Annotated in this window: 17 protein-coding genes and 1 tRNA gene; 10 read left to right on the top strand and 8 right to left on the bottom strand. The window is 43.0% G+C overall.

Features of this window, described 5'->3' with window-relative positions:
• Window positions 1–132: 132 nt before the first annotated feature.
• The 3 genes from IGI82_RS15760 to IGI82_RS15750 form a co-directional block, all read right to left on the bottom strand.
• Complete coding sequence (locus IGI82_RS15760; protein ID WP_005227859.1) at window positions 133–804, bottom strand: type 1 glutamine amidotransferase; 672 nt, start codon at window positions 802–804, stop codon at window positions 133–135.
• Window positions 797–2,146 carry a MurT ligase domain-containing protein gene (locus IGI82_RS15755; RefSeq protein WP_438842476.1) on the bottom strand — a complete coding sequence of 450 codons (1,350 nt, stop codon included), beginning with the start codon at window positions 2,144–2,146 and terminating at the stop codon, window positions 797–799. Before IGI82_RS15755 ends, IGI82_RS15760 begins: the two co-directional genes overlap by 8 nt.
• 198 nt (window positions 2,147–2,344) lie before the next feature.
• Window positions 2,345–4,024, bottom strand: a complete 1,680-nt coding sequence (locus IGI82_RS15750) for a TrkH family potassium uptake protein (RefSeq protein ID WP_438842475.1) — start codon at window positions 4,022–4,024, stop codon at window positions 2,345–2,347.
• Window positions 4,025–4,143: 119 nt separating this feature from the next.
• Here IGI82_RS15750 and IGI82_RS15745 point away from each other — a divergent pair, with 119 nt between their 5' ends.
• Entirely contained in the window at window positions 4,144–4,962 is an 819-nt protein-coding gene (locus IGI82_RS15745; RefSeq protein ID WP_438842474.1) for a Cof-type HAD-IIB family hydrolase, read from the top strand.
• Between the two features lie 195 nt (window positions 4,963–5,157).
• Complete coding sequence (locus IGI82_RS15740; RefSeq protein WP_438842473.1) at window positions 5,158–5,952, top strand: HAD family hydrolase; 795 nt, start codon at window positions 5,158–5,160, stop codon at window positions 5,950–5,952.
• A 154-nt stretch (window positions 5,953–6,106) separates the two neighbouring features.
• On the opposite strand, the gene IGI82_RS15735 is transcribed toward IGI82_RS15740, so the two are convergent.
• Both IGI82_RS15735 and msrA read right to left on the bottom strand, forming a co-directional pair.
• The gene (locus IGI82_RS15735) at window positions 6,107–7,171 is read right to left on the bottom strand and encodes an iron-containing alcohol dehydrogenase family protein (protein ID WP_438842472.1); all 1,065 of its coding nucleotides are present in this window, start codon (window positions 7,169–7,171) and stop codon (window positions 6,107–6,109) included.
• 162 nt (window positions 7,172–7,333) lie between these two features.
• Complete coding sequence (gene msrA, locus IGI82_RS15730) at window positions 7,334–7,852, bottom strand: peptide-methionine (S)-S-oxide reductase MsrA (protein ID WP_005227878.1); 519 nt, start codon at window positions 7,850–7,852, stop codon at window positions 7,334–7,336.
• A gap of 128 nt (window positions 7,853–7,980) precedes the next feature.
• On the opposite strand from msrA, the gene IGI82_RS15725 reads away from it, so the two are divergent.
• The 7 genes from IGI82_RS15725 (at window position 7,981) to upp (ending at window position 14,620) form a co-directional block, all read left to right on the top strand.
• Window positions 7,981–8,562: a GNAT family N-acetyltransferase gene (locus tag IGI82_RS15725; RefSeq protein WP_015510449.1), complete on the top strand. Its 582-nt coding sequence runs from the start codon at window positions 7,981–7,983 to the stop codon at window positions 8,560–8,562.
• A gap of 136 nt (window positions 8,563–8,698) precedes the next feature.
• Window positions 8,699–9,283, top strand: a complete 585-nt coding sequence (locus IGI82_RS15720; protein WP_005227882.1) for a thymidine kinase — start codon at window positions 8,699–8,701, stop codon at window positions 9,281–9,283.
• 3 nt (window positions 9,284–9,286) lie between these two features.
• On the top strand, window positions 9,287–10,360 hold the full coding sequence (gene prfA, locus IGI82_RS15715) for a peptide chain release factor 1 (RefSeq protein WP_005227884.1): 1,074 nt from the start codon (window positions 9,287–9,289) through the stop codon (window positions 10,358–10,360).
• A complete protein-coding gene (gene prmC, locus IGI82_RS15710; protein WP_060791560.1) occupies window positions 10,353–11,210 on the top strand; it encodes a peptide chain release factor N(5)-glutamine methyltransferase in 858 nt (285 codons plus the stop codon). The genes prfA and prmC overlap by 8 nt, the downstream gene beginning before the upstream one ends.
• Window positions 11,211–11,386: 176 nt before the next feature.
• Complete coding sequence (locus IGI82_RS15705) at window positions 11,387–12,415, top strand: L-threonylcarbamoyladenylate synthase (RefSeq protein ID WP_086298302.1); 1,029 nt, start codon at window positions 11,387–11,389, stop codon at window positions 12,413–12,415.
• A gap of 81 nt (window positions 12,416–12,496) precedes the next feature.
• Window positions 12,497–13,741 carry a serine hydroxymethyltransferase gene (gene glyA / locus IGI82_RS15700; RefSeq protein ID WP_142437369.1) on the top strand — a complete coding sequence of 415 codons (1,245 nt, stop codon included), beginning with the start codon at window positions 12,497–12,499 and terminating at the stop codon, window positions 13,739–13,741.
• 249 nt (window positions 13,742–13,990) lie between these two features.
• Window positions 13,991–14,620, top strand: a complete 630-nt coding sequence (gene upp, locus IGI82_RS15695; RefSeq protein WP_005227894.1) for a uracil phosphoribosyltransferase — start codon at window positions 13,991–13,993, stop codon at window positions 14,618–14,620.
• 174 nt (window positions 14,621–14,794) lie between these two features.
• Here the strand turns inward: upp and IGI82_RS15690 are convergent, their stop codons facing one another.
• Window positions 14,795–15,031, bottom strand: coding sequence for a hypothetical protein (locus IGI82_RS15690; protein ID WP_005227896.1), 237 nt, complete (start codon window positions 15,029–15,031; stop codon window positions 14,795–14,797).
• A 126-nt stretch (window positions 15,032–15,157) separates the two neighbouring features.
• Here IGI82_RS15690 and IGI82_RS15685 point away from each other — a divergent pair.
• Window positions 15,158–15,230 (top strand) — tRNA-Thr (locus IGI82_RS15685).
• A gap of 284 nt (window positions 15,231–15,514) precedes the next feature.
• On the opposite strand, the gene IGI82_RS15680 is transcribed toward IGI82_RS15685, so the two are convergent.
• Window positions 15,515–15,868, bottom strand: a complete 354-nt coding sequence (locus IGI82_RS15680) for a DUF4352 domain-containing protein (protein ID WP_438842613.1) — start codon at window positions 15,866–15,868, stop codon at window positions 15,515–15,517.
• 12 nt (window positions 15,869–15,880) lie between these two features.
• Complete coding sequence (locus IGI82_RS15675; RefSeq protein ID WP_438842471.1) at window positions 15,881–16,372, bottom strand: hypothetical protein; 492 nt, start codon at window positions 16,370–16,372, stop codon at window positions 15,881–15,883.
• Window positions 16,373–17,902: the final 1,530 nt, after the last annotated feature.

Below are 17,902 nucleotides of genomic sequence, written 5' to 3'. Positions count from 1 at the left end.
ATAGCGGTTACAATAAAGCGAGGCAGCATAGGAACGTAGAAGCAAACAAAGAGAAAAAGTGGCAACTGCGGGGAAATTTCCCATAAAAAAACAAACCTGCGAAAAACAGGTTTGTTTGCTACGTACGTGTATTTAAATTTCGACGTTGCCATAACGATTGGCAAGGGCGGTGCGGATCAAGCGCTCTGCCAAATGCTCATTTCTTGCAAGGAGCGGTCCGTGGAAGTAAGAGCCGAACACATTGCGGTAAACCACGCCTTCGGTTTGGTCTTCGCCATTGTTTCCTTGTCCTTGGATAACTTTCCCCAATGGTTTTTCCCCTTTACCTAAGAAAGTACGGCCATTATGGTTTTCAAAGCCATAATAGGTCTCATCGAATTCTTCATTGTGGATCACGATGTCACCGATGAACCGATTGTTTTCTTGGCTTAAGGTGTAATGATCCAAGGCACCGATCCCATTGATTTTCTCGCCGTTGGCACCGATGTAGTAATGACCCAGTAATTGATAGCCGCCGCAGATCGCCAGCATGACGCCATCATTTTCGATATAGCTGGTCAGGGCTTCTTTTTTTGATTGGATATCTTGTGAAACGATCACTTGTTCAAAATCTTGTCCGCCACCGAAGAAGACGAGATCATATTTTTCAGGATCGAAGGGCTCGTGAATGCTGACGACCTCTGCGTTGAAGGTCACGCCTAGTTTTTCGGCCACGTAGCGCAGCATCAAGAGATTGCCGTTGTCGCCATAAGTATTCAAAAGATTTCCATACAAGTGGGCAACATTCAGTTGATACTTAGTCACGACTCATTCCTCCTTTGATATAGCCTTTTTCCGCAAGCTTTTTGCGGAGCTGCAAGACTGCAGTGTAAGTCGCTAAAATATAGACTTTTTCTGTTGGTAGGTCTTCGATTTGCTTGATGACGTTGTCAAGTTCAGGGGTTTCAATGATTTTTTCTTCAGGGATCCCCGCAACTTTTAGCCGCAACGCCATATCTTTGTGACGATCACCACCAGCGATCACTTGAGGAATCCCCATATCGGCAAACGCTTCATGGTCGCCATCCCAAATCCAGCTGACGTCGATCCCATCTGCGTAGTTGGCATTCAACAAGCTGACTAGCGAGAAAGGATAGGGTGACAGGCCGATCATATCAATGACTTGGTTCAAACCAACAGGGTTTTTAACTAAGACTAACGTACATTCTTTGTCACCAATGCGGATCACTTCTTGACGACCAAAGACTTTTTCGTCATAGGCCAAACCAGATTTGATTTTTGCAGGTGCTACGCCATAATATTCTGCAACCGCAGTTGCCGCCAGCGCATTGTAGACATTGTACATCCCACCAACTTCGATGCGATAGTCATTGCCATCGATCACAAAATCAGCAGAGGTGTTGTCCATTGCGGTCATTTCCGTCAGTTTATAATCCAATTCTGGTCGATGGAAGCCGCAATTTGGGCAGTAGTATTTTCCAAGATTGGCATAGGTGATCATTTTATAGTGTAAAATGTGATGACACTCAGGACATAACACGCCATCCGTATTGTAATGGGCCATCTGCTCTTCATCTGGCAAATGATCAAATCCATAGTATTTCCGCGGATTGACAGTTGCTACCGAATTGAACAGTGGCGAATCCCCATTGCAGAGGATCGTAGCTTCTGGTGAGTTTGCGGCACCTTCAACGATCATTTTATAGGTCGTATAGATCTCGCCATAACGGTCCATTTGATCGCGGAAAATATTGGTGAAAACGAACAATTCCGGTTTGATGTACTTCGTTACTTTGCTGAGACTGGCTTCATCGATTTCTAAAACCGCAAATTTTTTGCCTTTTTTAGGGCGTGCCGATAGAAAGGTTGAAACGATCCCTTGGACCATATTGGCGCCGGTGGGGTTCGTCAATACTTCATCAAATTCTTGGCGCAAAATATTGACAGTCAAGGCAGTCGTCAATGTTTTGCCGTTGGTGCCTGTGATCACGACGACTTGGTAATCTTTCGCCAAATGATCTAATATATGTGGATCAACTTTTAATGCTAATTTACCAGGCAGGCTTGAGCCGCCTTTGAAAAAGTTCTTTAATACCCATTGAGAGATCTTACCGACTGAAACAGCCAGATGACTTCGTATTCCCATAATGTAACCCTCCATTAGAGCGAATGCTTTCATTGTGCAAATTCAATTTATCATACCATATACCAAGAAAAAGGTTAAATTGCTTTTGCGATTCTTTAAATTTCTGCAAAGACCATTCTGATAAATGGCTCTTTTACTTGCGATGATCAAAGGCTTGAAAAGCAAAACAGCAAACCTTCTGCCAGGTTTGCTGCTGCTTTAACCGATAATGATTTTTTCCGTTGGGTACTCGTAGCCTAAGTCACGTGTTTCTTTTGGTACGAATAACATCAAGGTGTACAGCATACCGACACGGCCGATAAACATCAAAAGAGCAATCACGAGTTTGCCGATAGTTGATAAATCGCCCGTGATTCCTAAAGAAAGCCCTGTGGTTCCAAATGCCGAGGAAACTTCAACAATGATGGCGATCAAAGGGATATCCTCGATGGCGGTCAAGAATAAGACGCAAAAGAAGCACATGCCCATCGAAAGCATGAAGACCACCACTGATTTACGGACGTCATCTTGATCGATGCGGCGACCGAAGATATTGATATTGTCCTCACTTTTCAAGAAGGCATAGAGGTACAGCCCAATGATGGCAATGGTCGTCGTCCGAATCCCCCCACCAACAGAGCTGGGACTACAACCAATAAACATCAGCAAGGAGAAAACGATCAACGTCGTGGTTTGGAAGTTGCCTAAGTCATGGATCTGCAGGCCAGCATTCCGCGTTGTCATGGAATAAAACATGCTGTTCATCCACATACCACTAAAGCTGTAATCTTTGAATAAATAATCTTTCTCAAGGAAAAAGATCGCTAATGTACCGCCGACAAAGAGGATCACGAAAGCCAAAACAGCAATTTTTGTGAATAATGAAAAGCGAAACGGCAAGCGGCGGCGTTGTTTTTTCATTTTAAAAAGAACCCATTCTCGAAAGTCCATGATCACTGGAAATCCGATCCCCCCGATAAAAATCAAAATCATGATACACGTCAGGAAGAAATAATCATGGGAAAACGGCAAGATGGAATTGCCCGTCACATCAAACCCTGAGTTGGTCACAGCAGAGATCGCTTGATAAAACCCATAAAAGATCGCATCTCGCCAATTGTCATAATAGCCGTAAAGATGAAAATAAACAGCGAAGATCGTACCTGCTACCACCTGACAAACTAAAATGATTGTAAACGTCGTTCGAATCATCCGAACGATCCCACTAAGCTTTGGCTGATTCATATCCGTCATGATCAACTGGCGCTGCTTTAAACTGATTTTGCGCCGTGAGACGATCGCAAAAAAGGTCGAGATCATCATGATCCCTAAACCGCCGACTTGAAAGAGGACTTCCAATAAGATGACCCCGTGGTCGTTAAACACGTCATTAATCGGAAAAGTAGTCAGCCCAGTGACACTGACCGTGCTGACCGCCATAAAGAACAGATCGATAAACGCGACATGAGAGCCGGGTTCTCGAAAGAAGGGAAGTGAAAAAAGCCCCAAAGAGACCACCGTCATCACGATATAATAAAAAACAATCACTTGGATTGAAGATACATTCTGGGAAATAAACGTCTTGCTCCTGCGCTGCGTCAAGCGGGCAAAGCGGGTAAAGTTCATTACAAAAAACCCCTCACTAAATAAACTATCCCCAGTATACCAAAGAACCAAGTAGATTTGAAAGAAAGCAGGATAGAATTTATGTGGGGCAGAAATTGTGTAAGGAAACGTTTCTGGAGTGATTCTTTTCATTCGGGCAAAGGAGCCGCCAATCAATCCTTGTGTTTGGCAGCGATGGTCTGCCTTTGAATGATCTTCAATCATTGTAAGGATTTTTGAAAAGGTAGGCACGATTGAATGGTGTAAAGCAGTAGTCGCTTTTTTGAGAGGCACTATCCCTTCAATCGATTTTTTAGCAAGAAAAAGGATGCGGAAGTTGTATATACATGTTAAAATAATAATGTAAGAAAAACGCTTTCTTTAATGAAGAAAGCCAGAATGGAGAGAAGTAGATGAATGCCAACCCTTATGATATCAAGTTAGTAGCTGTCGATATGGATGGAACCTTTATGCGCACGGATTATACGTATGATGTTCCCCGCTTCAAGGCCGTGTTGGCCCGCATGAAAGCAGTCGGCTGTCAGTTTGTCGTTGCCAGCGGCAATCAGTATTACCAGTTGCGGGCTCAATTTCCCGGCTATGATCACGAGCTGAGTTTTGTTGCAGAAAACGGAGCACTTGTCAAAGACAAAGAAACAGTGCTTTTTGCAGCGGACATTCCCCGAGAAACGGTTCTAGCAACCTTAGAGTTGTGTAAAAAATACCCCGAAGTTAAAAATGTAATGTGTGGGCTAAATAGCGCTTATTGTGAACGGGGAACGGTCAGTGATGCTTTTTTTGAATTGACAAATAAGTATTACCACAAATTGCAATGGGTCGATGATTTTGCTCAAGTAGAGGACACGATCTTAAAATTTGCCCCAACCGTTCCTGTCGAAAAAACGGCGTATTATTCGGAACTGTTTCAAAAAGAACTAGCTGGTTTGCTAGTGCCAACAGGCAGTGGGCATGGTTCCGTGGATCTGATCGTGCCTAACTGCCACAAAGCATCAGGATTGGCACGCTTGGTAGAGCGATGGGGGATCACTCCTGAGCAATGTGTCGCTTTTGGCGATGGCGGCAATGATTTGGAAATGTTAGCCTATTGCCAGAGAGGCTATGCGATGGATAATGCGCCAGAAAATGTCAAAGCCGTTGCCACCGCTGTCTGTCCCTCAAATGATGAGGATGGAGTATTAGTCACATTAGATCAGCTGTTCCCGATAGTCTAGGTGTTCTTTAAGATTCTTAAAAAAAAGTAAGTAGTCCGATCAATTTTCTCGATTTTCAGAAGAAAACGCTGGCAATTTATGAGAAGATAAAAGAAGAAAAAGATAGCAGCGACGATCCGCACGGAACAATAGCGAGAAAGTGGACAAAAAAGCGCATCAAATTTTTTGAAAATCGAGACGGAAATGGGGAGTATCATGAAAGACGTAAAAATTATTTTTTTCGATGTTGATGGCACACTGATCGATATGAGCAAAAAGCAAATCTCTGAAAGAATGTTAGCCACATTAAAAGCCTTGAAGAAGCAAGGGATCCTGTTGTGCATTGCGACTGGCAGAAGTCCCATCGCGTTGCCGCAATTTGAAGGCGTGACCTTCGATGCGTTTTTGACCTTTAACGGATCGTATTGTTTTAATCAAGCAGAGGGGATCCACCAAAACCCCATTCCTAAAAAAGATGTTCAGCAAATCATAGAAAATGCGACAGCGCTCAAGCGTCCAGTAGCAATCGCAACGAAGGATCGAACGGTTGCCAATGGCAAAGATGCTGATTTAGTTGAGTATTTTTCCTTTGCTCACCAAGAAGTGATCGTGGCAGAAGATTTTGAAGAGTTGATCCAACAGCAAGACATTTTCCAAGTGATGTTAGGTTCAGGGAAAGAAGACTACGCCAAAGTGATGGCAAATACCACAGAGGCGAAAATCACCGCCTGGTGGGATCGGGCAGTCGATATTATTCCAGCCAGCAGCGGGAAAGGAAGCGGCATTGCCAAAATGCTGGCTTACTATGGCTTGGATAAATCCGAAGCCATTGCCTTTGGCGATGGCAACAATGATATTGAGATGCTGGAGGCAGTCGGCTGGGGTCTAGCAATGGCCAATGCTTCGGATGAGTTAAAAGCGATCGCCGACGAAGTGATTGGTCACGTAGCCGAGGAAGGCATTTATCGATACTGCTTAGAAAACAGGTTGCTGGGTGAAGTCGTGCAGTGATGGGCAATGCGCCAGTTGCTGTTGCCCGCTAAGAACATGCGCAGCCAGGATCGCTACTGCGTGTCAGTTTGATCAAATAAAAAAAACTGTTTCCGAAATGCATTAGGGAAACAGTTTTTTTATTGATATAAAGTTGTTTAGCAATGTGTACGGTTTACAGCGCCTCTACTGCTTCGATCGCCTGATAGACTTTTTCGGGTGTGATCGCAGGATCGATCAAAATAAAGGTTTCTTCTTTTTTGACAGCATAGGTCAGAACCGAGGCGAAGTAATCCCGATCAAGGCGCGTCACGTGGAGATCCTTCAGCTTCATCGGCAAGTGCAAAGCTTCGTAAAACGGCCGTAATTCTTCAATCACATCAAAATCATTGGTATAGGCAAGCTGGACCCAAATGCAGTAGGCGACTTTATTGCCGTGCAAGACACTATGGGTCTCATTCAAATAAGACAAGCCGTCATGCAGCGCATGCGCACCGGACGTGCGGCCAAACTCTACTGCAAAACCGCCAACTTCGCCTGCCAAAGCAATGATCGCGTCGGTGATGCGGGCAAAGGCGGGTGTCAGCTGCCCAGCTTCTAGGTCTTTGACAGCTTGGATCGCATCGGCAATCAGCAAGTTTTTGATCAAAAGAGCGCTTTGGAAACCTAGCCTTACTAAGGCAGTCTTGTCGTCTTCTGCCATGTTGCGGACAATGGCTTCCATTTCATAATATTTGGCTAAGGTATCAGCGATCCCTGCGATAAAGTAATCAACAGGTGTGGCTAGTAAAAAACGGGTGTCGACGATCGTCATGTAGGCACCTTTTTTGGCATAGTCGATTTTACAAATCGTATGATCGGGGTAATAGGCGACGATCACCGGGGTAAAGGGCGCACAGTTGGAAACCAATGTAGGGATCACGATCAGCTCTGCGCCAAGGGTTTGGGCGGTGATTTTTGCTGTATCAGCGACCTTGCCGCCGCCGATTGCCACCACGGCATCTGCTTGCTGGATCGCTTCAGCTAAGGTTTGCGCATTTTCATAACTCGATGATCCATCGTAGCGGTAGATCGGGTAGTCAAATGAATGAGGGTAATAGTTCAAAAACACATCGAATGACTGCTCCCCAGTGATCACAGCAACTTCTTGGAACTCACTTAAATACTCTGGCAAATCAGCTAAGACCCCATCGCCAGTAATATACCGATTAGGACCTGGACGGACTTCATTGGCTAACATCAAACAAACACTCCTTTATAATCGTCAGAATTTTCTAATCAGTGTAGCGCGAAAATGCCCTGACTGTCAATTTCCTTTTGGCAAAAGAAACAGAAAACAGCCGATCTGCCTTGAGAGCAAATCGGCTGTTAATGATGAATCGGGAGGCATGCTCCAAAAATGTTAGGCCCAGTTTTGGCGAATAAAGCCAGCTCGTCCTGAGCCTTCGCTATAAGCATTGTAATGGGCTGCATTTTTTTTGTAAAAATCTTGATGGTAGTCTTCTGCAGGATAAAAAGGTTCTGCTGGTTCGATCTTCGTTACGATCGGACGGTCAAAGCGGCCGCTAGCTTGCAACTGCGCCTTTGATTTTTCCGCAACCGCTTTTTGTTCTTCACTATTGTAAAAAATCACTGGACGATAGGAATCACCACGGTCGGCAAACTGACCAAACGCATCCGTGGGGTCTGTCTGCTGCCAATAGATGGCAACCAATTCTTCATAAGAGATGACCTCAGGATCAAAGGTGATCTCAACTGCTTCGGTGTGACCGGTGGTTCCTGTCGTTACTTGTTGGTAGGTTGGGTTAGGCACATGGCCGCCAGTAAAGCCAGAAACCACTTTGAGGATGCCTGGCTGCGAGTCAAAAGGTTTCACCATGCACCAAAAACAACCGCCAGCAAAAATTGCCGTATCTTTCATAGGTATTCCTCCTTTGCTTCTATGGTATGCTTCTAGTAGAGAAAAACAAGAGATATGCTTGTAAGAAGGAAAAAAGCAGAAAATGAGTTCTTTACGAGAAAACAAAATGAGAAAGAGAGGCACAACCAATGTTAGATAAATCAATTCCATATGCAGAAATCTGGATGAAGCGAGCGCACAAAAGCACACCGATCCAGCCTGTTCAATCCGATAACTATTCATTACGCAGCTACCAAACAGGAGACGAAAGGCATTGGGCACGGATTGAAACATCCGTCGGAGAGTTTGACAATGAGGCCGAGGCATTGGCGTATTTTGAAAAGGAATTTATGCCCGAGCAAGCACAGCTAGGACAACGAATGTTTTTTGCCCTTGATCAATCAGGTACACCGGTCGGTACGGCTACCGCTTGGAAAAAAGCCAAGCAAGACGGCACACCGGTTCCACTAGTCCATTGGGTAGCAGTAATGCCGCAAGCTCAACGTCAAGGGATCGCTCGCGGCTTGGTCACGCAAGTCGTTTCTGTCTTGGAGGCAGCCAACGAGCCGATGTATCTTCATACGCAAACCTGGAGCCATGCAGCAATCACGCTGTATCAGCAGCTCGGATTTGTGATCATTGCAACGGATATCAATGGGAATGAAAATCCAGAATATTCGCTGGCTTGTCAAGTATTGGCAGAAGTTGCTCAAAAAGCCAGAAACGAGTAAGAGATGCTGGCGGCAAAAAATCCGTTAATTTTTCGTAAAACTCTTGCGTAAAAGGCGGCAGATGTCGAATTTAAGTCTGTAAAAATTCTCCTTTTTCAAGTATAATACCAAAGGAGTATGAGGAAGGATGGGCGAGATGGCACAGCTTTTTTTTAAATATGGCGCAATGAATAGTGGGAAAACGATCGAGATACTGAAAGTTGCTCACAACTATGAAGAACAAGACAAACCAGTCGTGATCATGACAAGTGGATTGGACACGAGAAGCGGTGTGGGAAATGTTTCGAGCCGCATCGGCTTAGAACGAGACGCGATCCCGATTTTTGATGAAACGGATCTGTTCCATTTGATCAAAGACCTCGGTTACAAACCTTATTGTATTTTGATCGACGAAGCACAGTTCCTAAAGAAGCATCACGTGTTGGCTTTCACCAAAATCGTGGACGAGCTAGGTATCCCTGTGATGGCCTTTGGTTTGAAAAATGATTTCCGCAATGAATTATTTGAAGGCTCAAAATACTTGCTGCTTTACGCAGATAAAATCGAAGAGATGAAAACCATCTGCTGGTTCTGTCATAAAAAAGCAACCATGAACTTGCACTATATCGACGGAAAACCCGTTTACGAGGGCGACCAAGTACAAATCGGCGGTAACGAAGCGTATTATCCTGTTTGCCGCAAACATTACTTTCACCCGGGAATGAAAAAAGAAGGAGAATAATCAATGTACGATCAGTTACAAGCAATCGAAGACCGTTACGAAGAATTAGGCGAATTACTAAGTGATCCAGCCGTGATCTCTGACACCAAACGCTTCATGCAGCTTTCAAAAGAAGAAGCCAATACACGGGAAACGGTGGAAGTCTACCGTCGTTACAAAGAAGTCGTTGAGGGAATCAAGGATACCGAAGAAATGCTTGGGGAAAACCTTGATGCGGAAATGGCAGAGATGGCCAAAGAAGAACTCTCTGACTTGAAAAAAGAAAAAGATGTTTTAGAAGAACGCATCAAAATCTTGTTATTGCCCAAAGATCCGAATGATGACAAAAACATCATCATGGAGATCCGTGGTGCAGCAGGCGGCGATGAAGCAGCCTTATTTGCTGGCGATCTTTTCAATATGTATCAAAAATATGCGGAAAACCAAGGCTGGAAAGTCGAAGTCATGGATGCCAACGTCACTGGGATCGGTGGGTACAAAGAAGTCATCATGATGATCACTGGCGACAACGTCTTTTCAAAATTGAAATATGAGAGCGGCGCCCACCGAGTGCAGCGGGTACCGTCTACCGAATCACAAGGCCGAATCCATACGTCTACGGCAACGGTCGTGGTTATGCCCGAAGCTGAAGAAGTCGAAATCGATATCGCAGACAAAGATATTCGGACCGATATTTACCATGCCTCTGGTGCTGGTGGTCAGCACGTCAACAAAACAGCTTCTGCTGTTCGTCTGACGCACTTGCCAACAGGGATCGCTGTTGCGATGCAAGATGAGCGTTCACAGCTGAAAAACCGTGAGAAAGCGATGAAAGTCTTGCGGGCACGGGTCTATGACCAAATGCAGCAAGAAGCACAAAGTGAATACGATGCAAACCGTAAATCAGCAGTGGGTACCGGCGATCGTTCTGAACGGATTCGCACCTATAACTTCCCGCAAAACCGCGTAACAGATCACCGTATCGGGTTGACTATTCAAAAATTGGATCAAATTTTAGCTGGAAAACTCGATGAAATTGTTGATGCACTGATCGTTTACGATCAAACATCAAAATTAGATGAGATGCAAAATGGCTAAAACCTATCGAGAAGTCCTTTCACGGGCTTCTTCTTTTTTAGAAACGAAAGGGCTGGACGGGTATGCGATCCAATACCTGTTTTTACAGCGAAAAAACTGGCAGCAACTCGATTGGCTGCTGCAGATGGACCAACCCATCTTAAGGGAAGATGAGGCACAGATCGCAGCAGATCTTGAACAGCTGTTGCAGCATGAACCACCGCAATATTTATTAGGGTATGAAGAATTTTATGGGCATCGCTTAAAAGTGACCCCTGCAACCTTGATCCCGCGTCCAGAAACCGAAGAGCTGGTGGAAAAGTGTTTGGCAAAATTACCAGCAGATCAGCCGCTGCGAGTCGTAGACATCGGCACAGGTACTGGAGCGATCGCCATTGCCTTAAAATTGGCACGTCCGCAGTGGGCCGTAAGTGCCGTGGATCTTTCAGCAGAGGCATTAGCCGTTGCTAAAGAAAATGCGGCAGCCTTAGGCGCGGAGATTCGCTTTTTCCAAGGAGATACCTTAGAACCCGTGGCAGATCAGCAATGGGATCTGATCGTTTCCAACCCGCCATATATCAGCGCTGAAGAGTGGCCGCTGATGGATATCAGCGTAAGAGAAAAAGAGCCTAAAATGGCGCTTTTTGCTCAAGAACAAGGATTGGCGATCTATAAGCAATTGGCACAGCAAGCACCGAATTGTTTGGCGCCTAACGGGCAAATGGCGCTAGAAATCGGCTTTCAGCAAGGGTTAGCTGTTCAACAGCTTTTTGCAGCCGCTTTTCCCAACAAAGAAGTCACCGTAGTAAAAGATCTTGCGGGTCAAGACCGGATGGTGTTCGTCAGTCATCCACAAGATGTGGATAAATAAATTTTTTTTGCTACAGAAAAATTGCAAAAACCTTATGAAATGAACGACTTCTAAATAAACCGAGTTATAAACAGGGTTATCCACACTTGACAAACGACTTATCCACAAAATGTGGATAAGAAATGAGAAAATGTTGATAAGTGTGGAAACTTCTCAAAAAAGGATGTGGATAAATTGTGGAAACAAAAATTTTTGATCAATCACAGTTAAACGAAGCAGCAGCTATCTTAGCTGAGGGGGGATTGGTGGCGTTCCCGACGGAAACTGTCTATGGACTAGGGGCTAGCGCGCTTTTGCCAAAGGCTGTCGCGCAAGTGTATCAAGTCAAAGGACGACCTAGTGACAACCCTTTGATCGTTCATATTGCCGAGCCAGAGCAGTTGGAACCGTTTGTGGATAACAAGCATCCTTTTGCTGATAAATTGATGGAAACTTTCTGGCCTGGGCCCTTAACCTTGATCTTTTCGATCAAAAAAGACAGCTTACCTAGCATCGTTACTGGCGGCTTATCCACAGCGGCGTTTCGGATGCCCAACAACACCAAGACGTTAGCGTTGATCAAACAAGCCCAACAGCCATTGGTTGGTCCTAGCGCAAATACATCTGGTAAACCAAGCCCAACATCAGCTGCGCATGTTCAGCATGATCTGGCAGGCAAAATCGCTGGCATCTTGGACGATGGGGTGACACAGATCGGTGTCGAATCAACGGTCTTAGATTTGAGTGACCCAACGGCACCGCCGATCATCTTACGCCCTGGTGCGATCTCTAAAGAACAGCTTGAAGCAGTCTTACAAACAAAAGTCCTCGTCGATCAGCATTTAGTAACAGAAAGTGAAGCACCCAAAGCGCCGGGCATGAAATATAAGCACTATGCACCGAATACCAACGTCATGATGGTCAATGACCAAGATTGGTCGGCAGCCATGGCTTGGGCGAGAGAACAGCAGCTTAAGGTAGGTGTTTTAGCTGGACCGACGATCGCCGAGCAGGTCCGCTTCGAAGCTGCAGCCATCTATTTATTTTTTGATGACAGTGTGGAAGCCGCGACAAAAGGGCTGTTTGCTGGTTTACGGGCGTTAGATGAATCGATTGCTGAGCTAGATGTCTTATTCGCACCCACGTTTCCAGAAAGCGGCTTAGGGGCTGCTTATATGAATCGGTTGAAAAAAGCTGCAAATCAAAGTTTCTTTCAAGAAAATTAGCAAAAAACCAGAATTCATTATAGGTAGCTTATGAAGAAATGTGATACAATGCTACCATTAAGGTAAAGGGGTGTTGTAAGCATGGATTATCAAACGTTTGATCCCGAATTGTGGCAAGCGATCGAAAAAGAAACGAATCGTCAACAAAACAATTTGGAATTGATTGCGTCTGAAAATATCGTTTCAGAAGGTGTAATGGCTGCGCAAGGTAGTATTTTGACAAATAAATACGCTGAGGGTTATCCAGGTCGTCGTTACTATGGCGGTTGTGAATTTGTTGATGTGGTAGAAAACTTAGCAATTGAACGGGCGAAAAGTATTTTTGGTGCGGCATATGCCAATGTTCAACCGCATTCTGGTTCTCAAGCCAACACAGCAGCTTATTTAGCGTTGATCGAAACAGGCGATACAGTATTAGGGATGGATCTTTCCGCAGGCGGTCATTTGACTCATGGCTCACCAGTGAATTTCAGCGGCAAGACCTATAATTTTGTTAGTTATGGTGTTGATCCTGCAACAGAAGTCATCGACTACAATGTCGTTCGTATTTTGGCGCGTAAGCATCAACCGAAACTGATCGTTGCTGGTGCCAGTGCTTACTCACGTACGATCGATTTTGCGAAGTTCCGTGAAATCGCTGATGAAGTTGGCGCAAAATTGATGGTGGATATGGCGCATATCGCTGGTTTAGTAGCGGCTGGTCTTCATCCAAACCCAGTTCCTTATGCGGACATCACGACTTCTACGACCCATAAAACATTACGCGGCCCTCGAGGCGGCTTGATTTTAACAAATGATGAAGACTTAGCGAAAAAAATCAATAGTGCCGTTTTCCCTGGTATCCAAGGCGGCCCATTAGAGCACGTGATCGCAGCGAAAGCTGTTGCTTTTAAAGAAGCACAAGATGAGTCGTTCAAAGAGTACTCTGAACAAGTCATCCGCAATGCGCAAGCAATGGCGAAAGTCTTCAACCAAGCACCACAAGCCCGCTTGGTCTCTGGTGCAACAGACAATCACCTATTATTGATCGATGTGCGCGGCTTTGACTTGAACGGAAAAGAAGCAGAAGCATTGCTGGATCAAGTCAATATCACCGTCAATAAAAACTCGATTCCTTTCGAATCATTAAGTCCTTTCAAAACGAGTGGGATTCGCGTGGGGACACCAGCGATCACTAGTCGTGGCTTTAAAGAAGAAGATTGTGTCGAAGTGGCGAAATTGATCGTCAAAGTTTTAGAAAAACCAAATGATGAAGCCGTTTTGGCAGAAGTAGCGGCGCAAGTCAAAGAATTGACGGACAACTATCCACTTTACAAAAACAAATAAAATGGGACTGTGACAGAAGTTAAGGTCAGACAAGACGTCTCACGCGTTTTTCCTGCGCATCAGCTCCTTTGATCACTGAAAGTGAAAAAGGGGCTGGAATGAACGCAGAGGCGTGTTACATGCCGTCTTGTCTCCTTTCTTCTAACACAATCCTTTTTTTGAGGAAAAGCAGCATTGCCTGTGGCAGATGGTTGTAACAAGAGCCGATTTGCTTTAAAATAAGAGAAAAACCAAAGGAGATTTTTTTAAATGGGTAAATTTCAAGTAATCGATCACCCGCTGATCCAACACAAATTAACAATGATCCGCGACAAGAACTGTGGAACAAAGGTTTTCCGTGAAGTTGTTAATGAAATCGCAATGTTGATGGCGTATGAAGTGTCTCGCGACATGCCGCTTGAAGATCTAGTGATTGAAACACCAATTGAAGAATCAACACAAAAAACACTATCTGGTAAAAAGGTAGCGATCATTCCGATCCTGCGCGCAGGTCTAGGCATGGTTGATGGTATCCTTGAATTGATCCCAGCCGCAAAAGTTGGTCATATCGGGATGTACCGTGATGAAGAAACGCTAGAACCACACGAATACTTCGTAAAATTACCTGAAGATATCGATGAACGTCAATTATTTATCGTTGACCCAATGTTAGCTACGGGCGGCTCAGCGATCATGGCGATCGACGCACTGAAAAAACGCGGCGCTTCAAACATGAAATTCGTCTGTTTAGTTGCTGCACCAGAAGGCGTAAAAGCATTGCAAGATGCCCATCCAGATGTTGACATCTATACTGCAAATCTTGATGAACGCCTAAATGAACACGGCTATATCGTTCCTGGTTTGGGCGATGCTGGTGACCGTCTATTCGGTACAAAATAAATCAATACAAATAAGACAAAGGCAACTGAAGTTTTGCCTCGTCAATGATGCCATGGAAGAAGATCGACAGCCAAAACGGTTCGATCGGTTATCCATGGCTTTTTTGTGCTTTTTAAAAAATCAGACAATGAAAAAAGGAGAAAATCAACTGATTTTCTCCTTGCATTAAACGGGTTATAGTTTGGTTAATTGTTTGTAATTGATGATCAATACACCATTACTTTGCGAAACTAATTTCTGGTTTTCTGGGGTTTCGTTCAGCTCGACCACCGCAGAGTTTTTCAACTGCTTTGTGATGGTACCAGTTTGTTTCTTCCCATGGAACGTGAACATGACAGGAGTAGCGACCTCAAACGTTGAACCTTCTTGTGACGGGACAATTGTTGTTTCGAATTTACCAAATGTTGCCATGTAAAAACCTCCTTGATACTTCTATTATATCACAATTTTCGGAAAATTTCAGTAAGTAGATTTTTTTCAGCAGACCTCTTTACAAAACAACCGTTTTTGCATATAATTTTCTTTGTGCCATACAACGCCAGCTTAGCTCAGTTGGTAGAGCAACGCACTCGTAACGCGTAGGTCACAGGTTCGAATCCTGCAGCTGGCATAATTAGAAAAGGTCGTCACATCAAGGTTTATCCAAGATGTTGACGACTTTTTTTATGCTCTTCTTTTCGTTCGTGGGCAGAAACGTGGGCAGAGAATTTATTTTATAGCCAATAGTTACTCTAAGCCTAAATGTGCTGCTTGGTAATTTTCTTCAGTATCTTTCTCAATAGATAGATTATTTTTACAACTTCTTAGATTTGGTACAATAGTGACGACTAAATAAGCCTGTTGTTTATTTCTGCTGCACGCACTCCGACTTCCAAGAAAGAGGAGCGTGTTTTTTTACCTTAATTCAAAATCTACTTCATGCTGAGGTCTAAAGAAATTTCCTTCATATCTAAGCTTAAGTTTTGTACCAGGAGGAGCTTCACCGACAACATTTCCTGTTACGCTGGCACCGACATCTAAATCGCCTGAACTTAGCGTTTCTACCACGTCGGTTAATGTGAAGCCCATGGTGCTAGAAACACCATCAACGTTAAGTGTGTAATCCAGAGGATTAAACGATTGCTTATCTGAAGTGTTGTTGGTGATTGTAATGTTAACTATTACATACTCATTTCCTTCACTTGGTTTCATCCACTCACCACCGCTCGAATATTCCACACTATTTACGCGAATCTCGTATCCATCAATGCTTGCTGTTTCTCATATTACAAAGATGGTTTTTTCGTCATTTGAATTATCTTCATTGGCTTCAGCACTAGGGGCATTTGAACCATCAGTTGGAACAAGTTTTGGCGATGAATCGTCATTCTCTAAAGCATAAATGACAAAACATAAGAAAATAAAGGTAATCCAAAAGCCCTTTCTCTTAAAGATACTTTTTTTCTTTTTGTTATAGTAATTATCGTAGGGTGAAGACGTTTGGTATCGAACTGGCTGCTCATTTACTGGAACTTGACGAGGTGTTATTTTAGATCGATTTGTTTTATTTGGGTTCTGTTTAACTTTACGAATTATTCTAGAACCATCTTCATCTTTTGTTATCCTAACCCGGTCACCTTTGACGGGATCATAAGCAAAGTCATCGTAATCAACCTTTACGATTTTGCCATCTAATTTTTCGATAAAGACTTTCTCATTACCGATTTTTGTTACAACGCCAACATTTTTGGATTTTATTTTCCTTTTCTCCATAATACACTCCTTTTCTTTTGATTATTGTTTCTAATTAACCTATATTATTTATCAAATAAAATTAAAGATATTGTTTATAATGTAGTTTATTGACTAAAAGTTCTTTTTTAGCGCAAAAAAAGTTATTGTTAATGAATACACAAACTTATATTGATAGCGCATCATAGTAAGGGGTGGCATGTATAATTTCGTTCTTCAAATTCCAAACTGTAGCCAACATTTTCCTTTCGCTATTTTTCTTCATTCTTCGATTTGACATACTTTTTTAGGTAACAAGGTGAGGTTCCATTTTCAATTCATATATCAGAACCAAAACAGCAAGTAAATTTGCAGAGGTGCAAATAATCGCTTGAAATTCAGATGAAATATCGGCAAATGGATATGCGAGAGCTTCTTCTCTAAATAATGATTTTGGTTTCTAGTGAGCTTGTATCTCCATCGGTTTTGACTGATCGTTGATTATTCTATCGAGCTCTCGATCTGAGTATGTTCTTAAAGTAAAGCAGGTACTATAATGTTCCTTTTTCGTCTTTATTATGTAGCAGCTACATATATTTTAACAGAAATGAGTTGCATTTTGCTCTGATATTACAAAATCAAGAATCATATTTTTGAATAAAATAGCAAGTATTGGTTTTTCCTAGAACCAGCTCAAAATAGAAATTAATACAAGTAATGCCAAAAATGCATTCTTGTGATTCAGATATCGTATCTGGAAACTCCTTGATAAACGTTTCGAAGTCTATATATATTTGTTCATACATATCGTAATATGCTAAGGAGTCCGCTAGATACACACGGATTTTGTCATGACCCTTTAACAAACCCACAACACCAGATTGAAACAATTCAGTTACGGCATAGTTCAATGGGGGAGTGGGGGGTGATGATTTATCGCTGCTTGTGAGAAATCTTTTTCGTCTATTTCTCGTTCTAGGGGATAGAGATAGTTTAGATTATTTCCCATTTTCACTAGATCTGCATTATGTACAGACAAAAAGAAGTCTATCGGTTTTAAATTTTTACTATCCGCGTATGGCTTCATTATAGGCATGATTTTCACTCCTCTTCGTTTAATTTTGCGAACGTTTGTTCTTTTTTAAGTGAACATCGTCTTAAAGTACTTGATTCTTCAAATTATATATGACAAGAAATACCATGCAGGTTTTAATAAAACTTGATAACTTAAACTTAAAGAGAATGAAATCCGTTTTCCTAACCTATTCCAACATATCAAGTTCCGATTTGCCTGCAACTGGCTCAACAAAAACCATCCTCTCATAAACAACCTATGGGAGGATGGTTTTTGTTGAGCACATTTAGCTGATTGATTACAAGGTGAATAAATCTGTTCAAAGAGAAATTCAACTGCATTGAATATTTTTTCCAATACAACGGACTATAAAATAACTAAGAAAAAGCTGTTTTTAGCCTTTTATTTGCAGTTTTTTTCTGAAAAAAGAGTCTCTATTCGTTACATTTGTTTCGTTATCTTATAATTATTGTTTCGGAATCTTATAGCTTGCAAAT

This window comes from Enterococcus sp. AZ067 (assembly GCF_051715005.1).
GTDB classification, from domain to species: Bacteria; Bacillota; Bacilli; order Lactobacillales; family Enterococcaceae; genus Enterococcus_D; species Enterococcus_D casseliflavus.
This window is presented reverse-complemented; position numbering and strand designations above follow the sequence as displayed.

Bases quoted from the DNA above. Each gene is read 5' to 3' on its own strand.
- IGI82_RS15755 (WP_438842476.1), bottom strand. From the start codon at position 2,146: ATGGGAATACGAAGTCATCTGGCTGTTTCAGTCGGTAAGATCTCTCAA.
- IGI82_RS15745 (WP_438842474.1), top strand. From the start codon at position 4,144: ATGAATGCCAACCCTTATGATATCAAGTTAGTAGCTGTCGATATGGAT.
- IGI82_RS15740 (WP_438842473.1), top strand. From the start codon at position 5,158: ATGAAAGACGTAAAAATTATTTTTTTCGATGTTGATGGCACACTGATC.
- IGI82_RS15735 (WP_438842472.1), bottom strand. From the start codon at position 7,171: ATGTTAGCCAATGAAGTCCGTCCAGGTCCTAATCGGTATATTACTGGC.
- msrA (WP_005227878.1), bottom strand. From the start codon at position 7,852: ATGAAAGATACGGCAATTTTTGCTGGCGGTTGTTTTTGGTGCATGGTG.
- IGI82_RS15725 (WP_015510449.1), top strand. From the start codon at position 7,981: ATGTTAGATAAATCAATTCCATATGCAGAAATCTGGATGAAGCGAGCG.
- IGI82_RS15720 (WP_005227882.1), top strand. From the start codon at position 8,699: ATGGCACAGCTTTTTTTTAAATATGGCGCAATGAATAGTGGGAAAACG.
- prfA (WP_005227884.1), top strand. From the start codon at position 9,287: ATGTACGATCAGTTACAAGCAATCGAAGACCGTTACGAAGAATTAGGC.
- prmC (WP_060791560.1), top strand. From the start codon at position 10,353: ATGGCTAAAACCTATCGAGAAGTCCTTTCACGGGCTTCTTCTTTTTTA.
- glyA (WP_142437369.1), top strand. From the start codon at position 12,497: ATGGATTATCAAACGTTTGATCCCGAATTGTGGCAAGCGATCGAAAAA.
- upp (WP_005227894.1), top strand. From the start codon at position 13,991: ATGGGTAAATTTCAAGTAATCGATCACCCGCTGATCCAACACAAATTA.
- IGI82_RS15690 (WP_005227896.1), bottom strand. From the start codon at position 15,031: ATGGCAACATTTGGTAAATTCGAAACAACAATTGTCCCGTCACAAGAA.
- IGI82_RS15675 (WP_438842471.1), bottom strand. From the start codon at position 16,372: ATGGAGAAAAGGAAAATAAAATCCAAAAATGTTGGCGTTGTAACAAAA.